General features: G+C 72.2%; 15 protein-coding genes. 1 reads left to right on the top strand and 14 read right to left on the bottom strand.

What is annotated here, in order from left to right:
* Positions 1-30: 30 nt before the first annotated feature.
* From KBA23_RS06725 to argH, 4 genes are all read right to left on the bottom strand, one after another.
* Complete coding sequence (locus KBA23_RS06725; RefSeq protein ID WP_290738370.1) at positions 31-1,281, bottom strand: ABC transporter substrate-binding protein; 1,251 nt, start codon at positions 1,279-1,281, stop codon at positions 31-33.
* A 117-nt stretch (positions 1,282-1,398) separates the two neighbouring features.
* Positions 1,399-1,992 carry a hypothetical protein gene (locus tag KBA23_RS06720; RefSeq protein WP_290738367.1) on the bottom strand — a complete coding sequence of 198 codons (594 nt, stop codon included), beginning with the start codon at positions 1,990-1,992 and terminating at the stop codon, positions 1,399-1,401.
* Positions 1,989-2,117: a lipoprotein gene (locus tag KBA23_RS06715; RefSeq protein ID WP_290738364.1), complete on the bottom strand. Its 129-nt coding sequence runs from the start codon at positions 2,115-2,117 to the stop codon at positions 1,989-1,991. The genes KBA23_RS06720 and KBA23_RS06715 overlap by 4 nt, the downstream gene beginning before the upstream one ends.
* Positions 2,114-3,508: an argininosuccinate lyase gene (gene argH / locus KBA23_RS06710; RefSeq protein ID WP_290738361.1), complete on the bottom strand. Its 1,395-nt coding sequence runs from the start codon at positions 3,506-3,508 to the stop codon at positions 2,114-2,116. Before argH ends, KBA23_RS06715 begins: the two co-directional genes overlap by 4 nt.
* Positions 3,509-3,533: 25 nt before the next feature.
* Here argH and KBA23_RS06705 point away from each other — a divergent pair, with 25 nt between their 5' ends.
* Positions 3,534-4,109 carry a TlpA disulfide reductase family protein gene (locus KBA23_RS06705; RefSeq protein ID WP_290738358.1) on the top strand — a complete coding sequence of 192 codons (576 nt, stop codon included), beginning with the start codon at positions 3,534-3,536 and terminating at the stop codon, positions 4,107-4,109.
* Between the two features lie 134 nt (positions 4,110-4,243).
* Here the strand turns inward: KBA23_RS06705 and KBA23_RS06700 are convergent, their stop codons facing one another.
* The 10 genes from KBA23_RS06700 to uppS are packed head-to-tail and all read right to left on the bottom strand — an operon-like array spanning position 4,244 to position 14,084.
* Positions 4,244-4,726 carry a L,D-transpeptidase family protein gene (locus KBA23_RS06700; protein ID WP_290738355.1) on the bottom strand — a complete coding sequence of 161 codons (483 nt, stop codon included), beginning with the start codon at positions 4,724-4,726 and terminating at the stop codon, positions 4,244-4,246.
* Positions 4,727-4,761: 35 nt separating this feature from the next.
* Positions 4,762-5,607, bottom strand: coding sequence for a UDP-2,3-diacylglucosamine diphosphatase LpxI (gene lpxI, locus KBA23_RS06695; RefSeq protein WP_290738352.1), 846 nt, complete (start codon positions 5,605-5,607; stop codon positions 4,762-4,764).
* On the bottom strand, positions 5,607-6,416 hold the full coding sequence (gene lpxA / locus KBA23_RS06690; protein ID WP_290738349.1) for an acyl-ACP--UDP-N-acetylglucosamine O-acyltransferase: 810 nt from the start codon (positions 6,414-6,416) through the stop codon (positions 5,607-5,609). The genes lpxI and lpxA overlap by 1 nt, the downstream gene beginning before the upstream one ends.
* A 3-nt stretch (positions 6,417-6,419) precedes the next feature.
* Entirely contained in the window at positions 6,420-6,905 is a 486-nt protein-coding gene (gene fabZ / locus KBA23_RS06685; protein ID WP_290738346.1) for a 3-hydroxyacyl-ACP dehydratase FabZ, read from the bottom strand.
* A gap of 13 nt (positions 6,906-6,918) precedes the next feature.
* Positions 6,919-7,575: an OmpH family outer membrane protein gene (locus KBA23_RS06680; protein ID WP_290738343.1), complete on the bottom strand. Its 657-nt coding sequence runs from the start codon at positions 7,573-7,575 to the stop codon at positions 6,919-6,921.
* A 16-nt stretch (positions 7,576-7,591) separates the two neighbouring features.
* Entirely contained in the window at positions 7,592-9,952 is a 2,361-nt protein-coding gene (gene bamA / locus KBA23_RS06675; protein WP_290738339.1) for an outer membrane protein assembly factor BamA, read from the bottom strand.
* Between the two features lie 46 nt (positions 9,953-9,998).
* Positions 9,999-11,342, bottom strand: coding sequence for an RIP metalloprotease RseP (gene rseP / locus KBA23_RS06670; RefSeq protein WP_290738336.1), 1,344 nt, complete (start codon positions 11,340-11,342; stop codon positions 9,999-10,001).
* Complete coding sequence (gene dxr, locus KBA23_RS06665; protein ID WP_290738332.1) at positions 11,333-12,532, bottom strand: 1-deoxy-D-xylulose-5-phosphate reductoisomerase; 1,200 nt, start codon at positions 12,530-12,532, stop codon at positions 11,333-11,335. The genes rseP and dxr overlap by 10 nt, the downstream gene beginning before the upstream one ends.
* The gene (locus KBA23_RS06660) at positions 12,529-13,344 is read right to left on the bottom strand and encodes a phosphatidate cytidylyltransferase (protein WP_290738329.1); all 816 of its coding nucleotides are present in this window, start codon (positions 13,342-13,344) and stop codon (positions 12,529-12,531) included. Before KBA23_RS06660 ends, dxr begins: the two co-directional genes overlap by 4 nt.
* Entirely contained in the window at positions 13,341-14,084 is a 744-nt protein-coding gene (uppS, locus tag KBA23_RS06655; RefSeq protein WP_290738326.1) for a polyprenyl diphosphate synthase, read from the bottom strand. The genes KBA23_RS06660 and uppS overlap by 4 nt, the downstream gene beginning before the upstream one ends.
* Positions 14,085-14,106 lie beyond the last annotated feature (22 nt).

The following is a 14,106-nucleotide window of genomic DNA, read 5'->3' as shown; positions in this document are numbered from 1 at the left end:
GCGGCGGCGCCGCCCGCCCCGCTTGGCCCGCTACTGCGCCATCTCGACGGCGGAGACGAGCTCCTGCGCCGCGGTGGCGCTGTCGTACTCGCCGTTGAACTGGGCGGTGACCACGTCGTACATGGCGTTCTTCACCGCCGCCGGGTTGGCGTGGCCATGCGCCATCGAGCCCAGCAGGTTGCCCGAGGCCGACGCCGCCTTCAGCTGCTCGTAGGCCTTCTGCCCGCAGGCGTCGAACTCGGCCACCGAGACGTCGGTGCGCGCCGGAACCGAGCCCTTGACCTTGTTGAAGGCGACCTGGAACTCCGGCGACATGATCGCCTCGGCCAGCGCCGCCTGCTCCGGCGACACCGCGCCGCCCTGGTCGAACATGACGAAGACGTCGGAGTTGAACGTCACCTGGCTCTCGGTCCCGGGGAAGCGGAAGCACAGGAAGTCCTGGTCCGGAACCTTGCCGGCGTTCAGGAACTCGCCCTTGGCCCAGTCGCCCATGAACTGGAACGCCGCCTCGCCGTTGATCACCATGGCGGAGGCGAGGTTCCAGTCCCGCCCCGAGAAGTTGTCGTCGACGAAGCCGCGGATCACCGTCATCCGGTCGAAGGCCTCGACCATGGTGTCCGAGCCCAGCGCCTCCGCGTCGAGGTCGATGAACGCCGCCTTGTAGAAGTCGGGGCCCCCGGTCGACATGACGACGGCGTCGAAGATCGTCGCGTCCTGCCAGGGCTGGCCGCCATGCGCGACCGCGACCTTGCCGGCGTCCTTGACCTTCTGCATCGCCGCGACCAGCTCGTCCCAGGTCGTCGGGACCGCGATGCCGAGCTCGTCGAGCAGCGGCTTGTTCGCCCAGACCCAGTTGGTCGAGTGCACGTTGACCGGCGCCGAGATCCACTTGCCGTCGTAGACGGTGAAGCGTTGCAGCGCCTCCGGCACCACCGCGCCCCAGCCGCCCTCCGTGGCGATCGGGGTGATGTCGGCGAGCACGCCGCCTTCCTTCGCCCAGTCGAGCGCGTCGAACCCCAGCATCTGCACCGCCGCCGGCGCGTTGCCCGCCGTCACCCGCGCCCGCAGCACCGTCATCGCCTGCGTGCCGCCGCCGCCGGCGACCGGCATGTCCTGCCAGCCGATCCCCTGCGCCTCCAGGTCCTGCTTCAGCACGTTGAGCGCCGAAGCCTCGCCCCCCGAGGTCCACCAGTGCAGCACCTCGACATCCGCCGCCACCGCCGCCCCCGCCGACAGCGCCAGTGCCGCCGCGCCCACAAGCCTCCAACACGTCGTCTTCATGGTCTTCCTCCGCTGTCTTTCCGTTTCTTGGACGGTCGGGCCCGCGTCATCGCGGTCGATCCGCCCGCGCAGGTTCCCCGTTTCGGCGGAATCCTCAAGCCCGAAGATGACCCGTGCTCACTCGACCGCGATGTGAAAGACTTGGCCGATCCACCAGTCGTCGTTCATCTCGGCGAGGTCGGGGCGATCGGCGCGCGGAAAGACCAGCTGCGCCGGGCCGAGATCGCCGATCCCGAGCGGGCGACCGTCACGGGCGGTGGCGAGCACCGCGCCGCGCCCGACGAGATCCGCCACCGACGCCTCGAGCGCGAAGCCGTCGATGGCGTGAAGGGTCACGACCGCGTTGTCGGCGTCGGTCGCGTCGGTCGCGCCGGCCGCGTCGAGCACGTCGGCGAGCGTCGGGCCGGTGAAGGTGACGAACGGGCCGCCCATGGGGAAATCGGTGCGAACCGTCGCCTGCGGCAGGGCGGCGAGCTCGACCGCGTCGAAGGCCCGGGCCTTGTCGAAGGCGATCTCGTTGAAGACGAAGAGCCTGTCCTCGGCGGCGTCCAGCGGCGCGCGGTCGGGATTGGCGATCGCGCCGCTCACCGTCACCAGCGCGGGACCCGCGACCCCGGCCGCGGGCTCGGCGGCAGACGCGAGGCCGCCGGCGAGCGCCGCCGCGCCGACGAGCGCCAGCGTCACGGCGAGGCGGCGCGCGGACGGGGTCATCGGCGTGTCTCCGTGCTTGCGTCCGGATCGGGAACATCGGGTGGATCGGGCGGGCGCGGGTCGCCCTTCAACCCGCAGCCGGCGAGCGTGGCGAGGACGAGCGCCAGCGCGAGCGCGGCCCTCATCCGAGGGCCTCCCGCCAACGGGCGACCTGGGCGCGGACCTGCGCGGGCGCGGTGCCGCCGTAGCTCGTCCGGCTCGCCACGGAATTGTCGACGCCGAGCACCTCGTAGACCTCGGCGGTGATCCCGGGATGCGCGGCCTGCATGGCGGCGAGATCGAGTTCGGGCAGGTCCGCCCCCGCCGCCTCGGCCGTCTTCACGAGCGCGCCGGTGACGTGGTGCGCGTCGCGGAACGGCAGGCCGAGGCGGCGGACCAGCCAGTCGGCGAGATCGGTCGCCGTCGAGAAGCCCGAGGCGGCGGCGGCGCGCAGCGCCTCCGGCCGGGGCTTCAGGTCGCGGACCATGCCGTCCATCGCGGCGAGCGCCAGCATCAGCGCGTCGGCGGCGTCGAAGACCTGCTCCTTGTCCTCCTGCATGTCCTTGGAATAGGCGAGCGGCAGGCCCTTCATGATCGTCAGGAGCGCCACGAGGGCGCCGATGATGCGCCCGGGCTTGGCCCGGATCAGTTCGGCGGCGTCGGGGTTCTTCTTCTGCGGCATGATCGAGGAGCCGGTGGAGAAGCGGTCCGACAGGGTCACGAAGCGGAACTGCGCCGTCGACCAGATCACCAGCTCCTCGGCGAGACGCGACAGGTGGACGGCGCAGATCGCGGCGGCGGCGAGGAACTCCAGCGCGAAATCGCGATCGGAGACGGCGTCGATCGAGTTGCCCATCGGCCGGTCGAAGGCGAGCGCCGCCGCGGTCATGTGCCGGTCGATCGGGAACGAGGTGCCGGCCAGCGCCGCCGCGCCGAGGGGGCTCTCGTTCATGCGGGCGCGGGCGTCGGCGAAGCGGCCGCGGTCGCGCGCGAGCATCTCGACATAGGCGAGCATGTGGTGGCCCCAGGTCACCGGCTGGGCGACCTGGAGGTGGGTGAAGCCCGGCATCACCATGTCCGCCCCCGCCTCGGCCTGTCCGAGGAGCGCGCGCATCAGCGTCTCGATCCCGGCGATGGCCGCGTCGGCCTGGCCGCGGACCCAGAGGCGGAAGTCGGTCGCGACCTGATCGTTGCGCGAACGGGCGGTGTGGAGCCGGCCGGCGGGCTCGCCGATCAGCGCCTTGAGCCGGGATTCCACGTTCATGTGGATGTCCTCGAGCGCCTTCGAGAACGGGAAGCCGCCGGCCTCGATCTCTGACAAGACCGTGAGAAGCCCTTCCCGGATCGCGCGCGCATCGCTATCGGTGATGACGCCCGTCGCCGCCAGCATGGCGGCATGGGCGCGGCTCGCCTCGACGTCCTGGGCGGCCAGACGCCTGTCGAAGTCGATCGAGGCGTTGATCGCCTCCATGACGGCGTCCGGTCCCGCGGCGAAGCGGCCGCCCCACATCGTGTTCGCGTCTCGGTTGTCGTCCATGCCGCCTCGTCCGAAAGGTCCCGCCTTGCCCCGCGCCCTCGCGATCCCGTTCGTCGTCTACACGCTCGCGCTGGGGCTCGCCAGCCCGGGAGGGGCGCAGGCGGTCGACGGCGAGGCCCGCGCCGAGATCGCGGCGCTGCGCGACGGGGACATGCGCAAGCTGACGATCCACGAGGAGCCGGTGGCGGCGCCGGATACGCCGTTCATCGGCGCCGACGGGGCCGAGACGACGCTCGCGGCCTCCAACGGCAAGGTGCGGCTCGTCAACTTCTGGGCGACCTGGTGCGCGCCGTGCCGCGAGGAGATGCCCTCGCTCGCCGCCCTGCGCGAGGCGATGGCGGGAGAGGATTTCGAGCTCTTGCTGATCGCGACCGGCCGCAACGATCCGGCCGCGATCAAGCGGTTTTTCGGCGAGATCGGGCTCGAGGGCGAGGCGACGGCGCTCGATCCGCAGAGCCGCCTCGCCCGCGCCGCCGGGGCGCCCGGGCTGCCGGTGACGCTGATCCTGAACCGCGAGGGCTTCGAGATCGCCCGGCTGATGGGCGAGGCCGACTGGAACGGCGAGAGCGCGCAGGCGATCATCGCAGCGCTGGCGGAGTAGCAGACCAAGCCCCTGACCTTGCGTCGAAAATCCGATGCACAGGGCATGCACGACCCATGCACAACCCGTATGCATGATTCGGGCGCACGGCAGTCGCCATGGGCGCCCGGCCTTCGGCGTCCGGGGGCCGGCGGCTACCCGATCGCCACCCGGCTGCGCGGGGTCCAGCGGGCGAGGATCCAGGCGAGGTCCGAGGGGGCGAAGGCGACGCAGCCGGCGGTCGGGAAGCGGGGGCGGCGCCAGGAATGCAGGAAGATCGCGCTGCCGCGACCGGGAGCGACCGGCGCGCGGTTCCAGTCGACGACGGCGACGAGGTCGTAGAGGCGGTCGGCGCGGAACATGCGCTCGTGGGAGAAGGCGCGCGGGCGGCGGACGAGGCGGTTGTAGTCGGGGTCGCGCGGGTCGTCCGACCACGCGTCGAAGGGGCGGATGGCGCGCGCGCCGGCCGGAGAGGCCCGGCGGTCGGGGCGCGCGCGGACTTCGTCGATGCGATGGCGGCCCACCGGGGTGATCCCGTCGCCCTCGGCGCGCTTCTCGCCGATCCCGCCCCGGCCGATGGCGCAGGGCAGGATCCGGCCGCGGAACCGCGCGCGCCAGCGTCCGACGCGGAGGTCCACGCCGCCGCCGCCGAGAAGGACGCGCGCGCCCGGCCTCAACGCGGGCGGCCCCAGAGGAACAGGCCGGCGCGGTCGGCGGCGGCGATGGTTTCCTCGCGGCCGAGGACCAGCACGCCGCCCGCCTGCACCACGATGCCGGCGAGGCCGGCCGCGGCGGCGGCGGCGATGGTGTCGGGGCCGATCGCCGGCAGGTCCATGCGCCAGTCCTGCCCGGGCTTCGGCGCCTTGAGGAGCACGCCGCGCGCCCCGGAGGCGTCGGGACGGAAGGCGCCGCCGGTGCGCGCGACGAAGGCGAGGAGTTCATCCGTCCCCTGCACCGATTCGACGCCGAGGCAGATCCCTTGCGCCACCACCGCCGCCTGCCCGACATCGACGGCGCCGATGGCCGCGACGATCGCCGCGGCGCGCGCGGCGTCGGCGCGGTCCGCCTCGGTGGGCTGCGCCCTGGTGGGAACGCCGGGCATGGCGACGAGCCCGTCGACGATCGCCTGGGCGGGAACGAGCAGGAACCCCTCGCCCTCGACGACCTCCGCGACGGCGCGGAGCGTGCGGTCGTCGCCGCCGCGCACGGCGCCAAGCACCTTGGGCGCGAGGCGCAGCATGGTGAGGTCGAAGCGCAGCGGGTTCAGGGTGGGGCGCGCCATGCCGCCGGCAAGGGTGACGGCGCGGCAGCCGGCGGCGCGGAGATCGGCGAAGAGGCGGCCGGGCTTCTCGAAGGCCGCCGTCACAACCGGGTGGCCATCGGTCCAGTCGAGCGGCACGCCTTCGAAGGCCACGACGCGATAGGCGCGGCCGCGGCGGGCGCAGTCCTCGGCGATCAGCCGCGGCAGGACGCCGCGGCCCGCGACGATCGCGAGCCCGCCCTCGGCCCCGGCCGTCATCAGGCCCGTGGGGTCAGGAACGAGCGCGAGCTGTCCGCGGCGATGAACTCCGCCACCTCGCGCACCAGCGCGTTGTCGGCGCGCGCCTCGGCGACCGCGGCGGCCCGCTCCTGAAGGCTGCCCTCGTCCGTCGCCTCGAAGATCTCGACGTAGGCGGCGCGCAGGCCGTGGATGGCGGCGCGGTCGACGCCGCGACGCTTCAGCCCGACGAGGTTCAGCCCGGCGAGATGGGCGCGGTCGCCGACGACCATGCCGTAGGGAATGACGTCGGCCGCGACCCCGGCCATGCCGCCGATCATCGCCCCGCGCCCGATCCGGCAGAACTGGTGCACCGCCGAAAGGCCGCCGAGGATGACGTTGTCCTCGACGATCACATGGCCCGAGAGGGTGGCGTTGTTCACGAGGATGACGTGATTGCCGATCTGGCAGTCGTGGCCGACATGGATCGACATCATCATCAGGTTGTCATCGCCGACGCGGGTGACGCCGCCGCCGCCCTCGGTGCCGGGGTTGAGGGTGGCGTACTCACGGATGCGGTTGCGGGCGCCGATGATCAGTTCGGTGTGCTCGCCGCGGAACTTCAGGTCCTGCGGGGCAGAACCGACGCTGGCGAAGGGCCAGATCTCGGTGCCGTCGCCGATGGTGGTGACGCCCGAGACGACGACGTGGCTGTGAAGCCACAGCCCCGTTCCCAGCCGCACCTCGGGGCCGATGACGCAATAGGGGCCGATGCGGCAGCCGGGGCCGATACTCGCGCCGTCCTCGACGACGGCGGTGGGGTGGATCTCGGCGCTCGGGTCGATCGCCATGGGTCAGTCCTTCAGCCGCTTGTCGTCGGGGGGTATGATCATCGCCGTGAACTCGGCCTCGGCGGCGAGGACGCCGTCGACCTTGGCTGCGCCGGTGAACTTCCAGACCTTGCCCCGCCCGCGCAGGATGGCGATGTGCAGTTCCAGCCGGTCGCCGGGGGTGACTGGCTGGCGGAACTTCGCGCCCTCGATGGACATGAAGTAGACGAGCGCTTCGCTGCCGACGAGATCGAGCGTCTCGACGACGAGGACGGCGGCCGTCTGCGCCATCGCCTCGACGATCATCACCCCGGGCATGACCGGGCGGATCGGGAAGTGGCCCTCGAAATGCGGCTCGTTCACCGTCACCATCTTGATGCCGACCGCCGAACGGCCCTTGTCGATGTTTACGACGCGGTCGATCAGCAGGAAAGGATAGCGGTGCGGGATCATCCGCTTGATGGCGAGGATGTCGGCTTGCCCCAGCGCGGGATCGATCGACAGGCTCATGGCCACTTCCCCCTCATTCTGTCGGTCCCGCCTCGGCGGGCGCCCCCGTCGGCTGCTCCTTCCCGGCGGGCTGCGGGGGCGGCAGGCGGTCGATCTCGGCGATCACCTCGTCGGTGACGTTGATCGACGTGTCGGCGAGGAGAACGCTCGACTCGTCGAATATCGCCAGGCCCCCGCGCCGTTCCATCAGCCCGACCAGCGCCGGTCCGACCGCAGCGTAGAACTGGCGGCGCTTCTGGTCAAATTCCGCCGCGAGGGCACTGGCGCGCTCGTCCTGCTGGCGGCGCGCCTCGACCACGCGGCGGTCGAAATCGTCGGCGAGCTTGCGGAAGGCGGCCGGGTCCATCTCCCGGCGCTTCTCGTTCAGGGCGCGCTCCTCCTCCTCGAAGGCGGCGTCGATGCGGCGCGCGTCGTTGCGGAGCGCGTCGCGCGCCGCGTCCTCCTCGGCGAGCAGCGCCTGGCCGCGCCGGGAGCCGGTCAGGATGCGCTCCTGGTTGACGTAGAGGAAGGTCGGGCCGCGCGTGTCGGGGAGGGTCGCGGGGCCGGCCCCGGGAGCGGGCGGCAGCGACTCGGGAAGCCTCGCGCCCGGCGCGGGGCGCGCCTGCGGCTGGAGTTCCTGCGCCGGCGCCGCCCCGCTGAGGAAGGCGACGGCGGCGGCGATGGCTGGCAAGGCCCGCGCCATCGCCTCAGAAGCGCGTCGCGACGGTGAACCGGAAGTTCTCGGTCTCGTCGGTGCCCTTGTCGCGCAGCGGCTGCGAGAAGTTGAAGCGCAGGGGCGCGAAGGGCGTCTCGACGAAGAGACTGATGCCGGCGGTGGCGCGCAGGTAGAAATCGCTGTCGACGTGGCCCATCGAGCCGGCGTCCTCGTCGAGGCCCCAGAGCGAACCGATGTCCGAGAAGACGCCGCCATAGATGCCGTACTGCGACAGCGGCCCGAGCGGGAAGCTGGCGTCGAGGCGCAGCACCGAGAGGAAGTTGCCGCCGAGCGGATCGTCGACCTCGCGGGTCTCCTGCGGCGAGGTGCAGTCCGGGTGGCGGTTGAAGCCGCAGACGTCGCGCGGGCCAACGCCGTTGCGGGCAAAGCCGCGGAAGCTGTCGCCGCCGGTGATGAATCGCTCGGTGACGCGCGAGCCGTCCTTGGCGAAGAGCGCCCCGCCCTCGAGCGTGGCGGTGAGCACCAGATCCTCGTCGAAGAAGCTCGTGTAGGCGCGCGCGGTGCCGCTGGTCTTGGAGTAGGTGGCGTCGCCGCCGAGGCCGGCGAACTCCTGGCTGAGGGTCAGGATGAAGCCCGCGGTCGGGTCGATCGGCGAGTTGCGGCGGTCATAGGTGTAGGTCGCGCCGAGGCCCGAGGCGATCTGCTTGCCCTGTTCCTCGGCGATGATCCGCGAGGTGTCGTTCTTCACGTCGAAGATGTCGGTCTGCTGGATGAAGTAGCGCAGTTGCAGCCGGCCGTTCTCGCTGAGCGGGAAGCCGACGCGCGGCACGAAGCCGATGTCGCGGGTCTTGTAGGCGGTCTCGTTGTAGTTGCGGTCGCGGTAGAAGACGTTGAACCCGCCGAGCAGGTCGCGGTCGAAGAGCGCCGGCTCGACGAAGGTCAGGTCGACGTTGGTGAACTCCGTGCTCGCGGTCAGCGCGGCGGAGACGGTCTGGCCGCGGCCGAGGAAGTTGCGCTCGGTGATCGAGATCTGCACCGCGGCGCCTTCGGAGGACGAGAACGAGCCGCCGAGGTTGAGGCTGCCGGTCGGCTGCTCCTCGACCTCGACGGTGACGAGCGCGCGGCTCGGCGAGGTGCCCTCGTTGACGCCCACGGTGACGGCGGAGAAGAACTCGAGCGCCTTGATGCGGTTCTCGGCGTCGCGAATCTCGCGCGCGTTGAAGGCGTCGCCCTCGACGACGTCGAACTGCCGCCGGATCACCCGGTCGAGCGTGCGGGTGTTGCCGGTGATGTCGATGCGCTCGATGAAGACGCGCTGGCCCTCGACAAGCTCGAAGACGATGTCGACGGTCCGCGCCGCCTCGTTCTTGGTGACGCGCGGGCGCACGTCGAGGAAGGCGTAGCCCTGCTGGCCGGCCTGGAACGCCAGGCGCTCGACGACGCGCTCCACCAGCTTGGCGTTGTAGACCCCGCCGCCGAGCACCGGCCCCAGCAGCGGCTCGAAGTCGGCCGGGTTCAGGCCCGGCACCGAGGAGGCGACGCCCATCTCGCCGAAGTCGTAGCGCTTGCCTTCCGAGACGACGAAGGTGACGAAGAAGCCGTTGCGCTCCGGCAGCAGCTCGGCCGCCGCGGAGCGGACGGTGAAATCGACGAAGCCGCGCTCGAGGTAGAACTGGCGCAGCTGCTCGCGGTCGACCTCGAGCCGGTCCTGGTCGTACTGGCCGGACCCGAACACGGAGCTGAGGAGGTTGGCCTGGCTGGTGCCGACCACGCGCCGCAGGCGGTTGTCGGAGAACACCTCGTTGCCGACGAAGTTGACCCGCTGCACCCGGGTCGGGCGGCCCTCGACGATCTGGAAGACGAGGTTCACCCGGTTCTCGGGCAGGCGGATGATCACCGGCGTCACTTCCGCGCCATAGCGGCCGGCGGCGCGGTAGGCGTCGATGACGCGCTGGGCGTCGGCCTCGGCCGCGGCGGCGGAATAGGCGCGGCGCGAGCGCAACTCGATCGCCTCGGCGAGTTCCTCGTCCTCGAGCGAACGGTTGCCCTCGAAGGCGATCTGGTTGATCGAGGGGTTCTCCACGACCGTGATGACGAGTCGGCCGGCCTCCGGCATCACCGTCACGTCCTCGAAGAGGCCCGTGTCGAACAGGCGGCGCACCGCGAGGTTCATCTGCTCGGGGGTGACCGCCTGGCCGGGCTGGATGCCGGCGAAGACCCGGATCGTCTCGGCCTCGATGCGGTGGTTGCCGGCGACGTCGACGCGGCTGAAGGTCGCGACGCCCTGCGCCTGCGCGGGCGGCGGCGCGAGAAGAAGAACCATCACCGCCAGCAAGGCGACCGCGCGGCTCACCGCATGGCCGACACGTCGCACGCCTCCGCGCTGGTCCATCGCCTGTCGCCCTTCTGCCCCGGCGGGCGGTTCGACCGCCCTGTTTTCAACTCACCATTCGCATGATGTCGTTGTAGGTAGCGAATACCATTAGTAGCAGGATCAAGCCAAGACCAATCGACATCGCGACCTGCATCGCCCGTTCGCTCGGCGGACGGCCACGCACCGCCTCGATCAGGAAGGCCACGAAGTGGCCGCCGTCGAGGATCGGGATCGGAAAGAGGTTGAGAAGCCCGATCGCGGTGGAGATCACCCCGATCAGCGCCACGAAGCTGACGACGCCCTGGCTCGCCGTCTCTCCCGAGATCTGGGCGATGCCGAGCGGACCCTGGAGGTTGTCCGCCCCGAGCGTGCCGGCGACGATGTGGCGCAGGCCGTTCAGCGACTGGACGATCACCATGCCGACGCGCTCGACGCCGAGCCAGAGCGCCGTCCAGGGCGCGGGCGTCTCGGTCATCGGGAGATAGAGCGAGGCGCCGGCGACGCCGATCATCACCCGCCGCTCGAAGCCGCCCTGGCCGTCGCCGGTGTCGCGCTCCTTCGGCGTGATCGACATCGGCATGGTGGCGCCGTCGCGCCAGACCTCGATCTCGATCGCCACGCCGCCCGAGGCGAGCACGGCCTGGCGCAGTTCATCGAACGAGACCAGCGGCTTGCCGGCCACGCTGAGGATGACGTCTCCGGGCAGGAGCCCCGCTTCGCTCGCCGGGGAGAGCGGCTCGATCCCGGTGACGAGCGGCGGCATGGCGTAGGGCGCCTCGACGGTCAGCCGGTCGCCTCCGCGCTCGACGGTGAACTCCATCGGGCCCGGCGCCGGCATTTCGCTCGCGGCGGCGTAGATGTCGCGGATGTGCTCGACCGGCCTGCCGTTGACCGCGACGACGAGGTCGCCGGGACGGAGCGGCTGGTCGACGTTCGGCAGGGCCTCGATCTCGCCGAGGATCGGCTGCTCGGTCGGCACGCCCTGGCCGAGCGCGAGGCCGGCGAACACCACGACGGAGAGAACGAAGTTCGCGAACGGCCCGGCGAGCACCGTCAGCATCCGCCGCCCGACGCTGGCGCCGTGGAAGGTCTGCGCGCGCTCCGCCGCGCTCATGCGGCCGAGGCTCTCCGCGTCGGCGCGGCTCGCGCCGTCGCTGTCGCCGTGGAAGCGCACGTAGCCGCCGAGCGGCAGCGCCGCGACCTGCCAGAGGGTTCCGCGCCGATCGCGGCGCGACCAGAGAACGGGGCCGAAGCCGATCGAGAACACGTCCGAGCGGATGCCGCACCAGCGGGCGACGATGTAGTGGCCGTACTCGTGGACGAAAACGACGATGCCGAGGACCACCACGAAAGGCAGCGCCGTGGCCAGAAACCCGCCGAAGAACGGAATGCCTGCGATCAGTTCCATGCGCCCATCCTTGCCCCGGTCGCGGCCAGCGCATGAGCTTCGCGCCGCGCCGCGGCGTCGAGCGCCGTCACGTCGTCGAGCCCGTAGGCGCCGCCCGCACGGGCGGCCTCGGGCCCCAGTCTCGTCATCACATGTTCGACGACCCCGGCCATGTCAAGAAACCCGATCCGGCCGGCGATAAACCGGTCGAGAGCGGCTTCCTTGGCGGCGTTCAACACCGCGCCGGCGAGCCCGCCGAGCGCCTGCGCCTCGCGCGCGAGGCGCAGGGCCGGAAAGCGGTCGGGGTCCGGCGCCGCGAAGTCGAGCCGGGCCACGGCCGCGAAGTCGAGCCGGCGCACCGGCAGCGGCGCGCGATCCGGCCAGTTGAGCGCGAAACCGATCGCGCCCTTCATGTCCGAGGGCCCGAGCTGGGCGAGGATCGAGCCGTCGCGGAACCCGACCATGGAATGCACGACGGATTGCGGGTGGACGACGACCTCGACCCGGTCGCCCCCGACGTCGAAAAGGTGGGTGGCCTCGAGGATTTCCAGAGCCTTGTTGAACATGGTCGCGCTGTCGATCGAGATGCGCTGGCCCATGCTCCAGTTCGGGTGCGCCACCGCCTCGGCGAGGGTGGCCCGCGCCATGCGCTCGCGCGTCCAGTCGCGGAACGGCCCGCCCGAGGCGGTGAGGATCACGCGCTCGACCTCCGCACCGCGCTCGCCGCGCAGGCACTGGAAGATCGCGCTGTGCTCGCTGTCGACCGGGATCAGCGTGGCGCCGCCGGCGGCGCAGGCGCGCTTGAGCAGGTCTCCGGCGCAGACGAGGCTCTCCTTGTTGGCGAGCGCCAGCACGCCCCCCCGCGCCGCCGCGGCGAGGCTGGGCGCGAGGCCGGCGGCGCCGACGATCGCCGACATGGTCCAGTCCGCGGGCTCGGCCGCGAGCGCGGCGATTGCGTCCGCCCCGGCCAGCGCCTCGACGCCCGAGCCGGCGAGCGCGGCGCGGAGGTCGGCGTGGCGGGTCGGATCCGCCGTCGCCGCGGCGCGCGCCCCGAGCCGGCGGGCGATGTCGGCGAGCCCGGCGATGTCGGTCGCGCCGGTCACGGCCACGACGTCGTAGGCCTCCGCGCCGCCCTGCGCCTCGAGGAGCGCCACGGTGTTCCGCCCGATCGAGCCGGTGGCTCCGAGGATGCTGACCCGCCGCCGCGTCACGGGATGACGCCTCCGCCGAGAAGGCCCCAGAGCGCCGTGAACCAGAGGGCGCCCATGATCGCGTCGAGCCGGTCCATCACCCCGCCATGACCGGGGATGAGCCGGCTGGAATCCTTGAAGCCGAAGCGCCGCTTGACCGCGCTCTCGAGGAGGTCGCCGGCCTGGCTCGCCACGGCCATCGCCCCGCTCAGCGCCCCGAGGCGCGCGGCGGGCCAGCCGAGGACGAGCGCCACGGCGACGCCGGCGAGGACGGCGGCGGCGAGCCCGCCGAGCGCGCCGGACCAGGTCTTGCCGGGGCTCACCGCTGGCCAGAGCTTCGGCCCGCCGACGGCCCGGCCGACGAAATAGGCGCCCACGTCCGCCGCCACGACGACCAGCACCAGCCAGACCGCCAGCGCGAGGCCGGTCCCCGGCGTGTCGCGCAGCGCCACGGCGAAGCACATGGCGAGGCCGACGTAGACGAGCCCGGCCGCGAGCCAGCTCCGGCCCTTCGGGGCGAGCAGGGCGACGGCGAGAACGCCGATGGCGACGACCGCCGCGCCCGCGGGCAGGCCCTTGATCAGCGTGGCGACCACCGCGCCGGCGCCGGCCACGACCAGCACGACCATCGGCGCGGCGTCGATCCCGCCGATTCCGGTCACCATCCGATGCAGTTCCCACAGCATCAGCGCCGCGGCGAGCGCCACGAGGGCGGCGAAGGCGGCGGCGCCGAGCCAGACCGCGGCCAGCCCGATCACGGCGAGCGCCAGCCCCGAGGCGAGCCGCGCGCCGAGATCGCCGAAGCGCACCGGCCGCGGGGCGGGATCGCTCATCCGGCCACGGCGCCGAACCTGCGCTCGCGCCGGCCGAAGCCGCGGACCTGCGCCGCGAACATCTCGGCGGTGAAGTCGGGCCAGCGCGCATCGACGAAGGCGAACTCGGAATAGGCCGACTGCCACGGCAGGAAGCCGGACACGCGGTATTCGCCCGAGGTGCGCAGGATCAGGTCCGGATCGGGCAGGCCCGCGGTGTCGAGATGCGCCTCGATCGTCTCGGGCGTCACCTCGTCGGCGGCCAGCGTCCCGGCGCGGACGGCCTCGGCGATGCGCCGGGTCGCGCGCAGGATCTCGTCGCGGCCGCCGTAGTTGATCGCGACGGTCAGGTGCAGCCGGTCGTTGTCGAGCGTCTGCGCCTCGAGCCCGCCCATCAGCGCCTGAAGATCGGCCTCCAGCCGCTCGCGGCCGCCGATGAAGCGCACCCTCGCGCCCTCGGCGACGAGCCGGGCGCCCTCCTTCTTGATGTAGCGCCGGAACAGGCGGAACAGGCCCAGCACCTCGGAGGCGGGGCGCTTCCAGTTCTCGGTCGAGAAGGCGAAGAGCGTCAGGTGGGTGATGCCGAGATCGGGGCAGCTCTCGACGATCTCGCGGACGCGCTCGGCGCCGCGCTTGTGCCCGGCGAGCCGCGGCAGGCCGCGGCTCTCGGCCCAGCGGCCGTTGCCGTCCATGATGATCGCCACGTGCGCGGGGCGCGGACCTTCCCCGGCCGGCTCGCGCGGGGCCATCAACTCGTACATCTCCAACTCCAGAACAGCGAGC

Source organism: Amaricoccus sp., from assembly GCF_017995835.1.
Classification (GTDB): Bacteria; Pseudomonadota; Alphaproteobacteria; order Rhodobacterales; family Rhodobacteraceae; genus Amaricoccus.
Note: the sequence above shows the minus strand (reverse complement) of the source record. Positions and strands in the feature narration are given on the sequence as shown.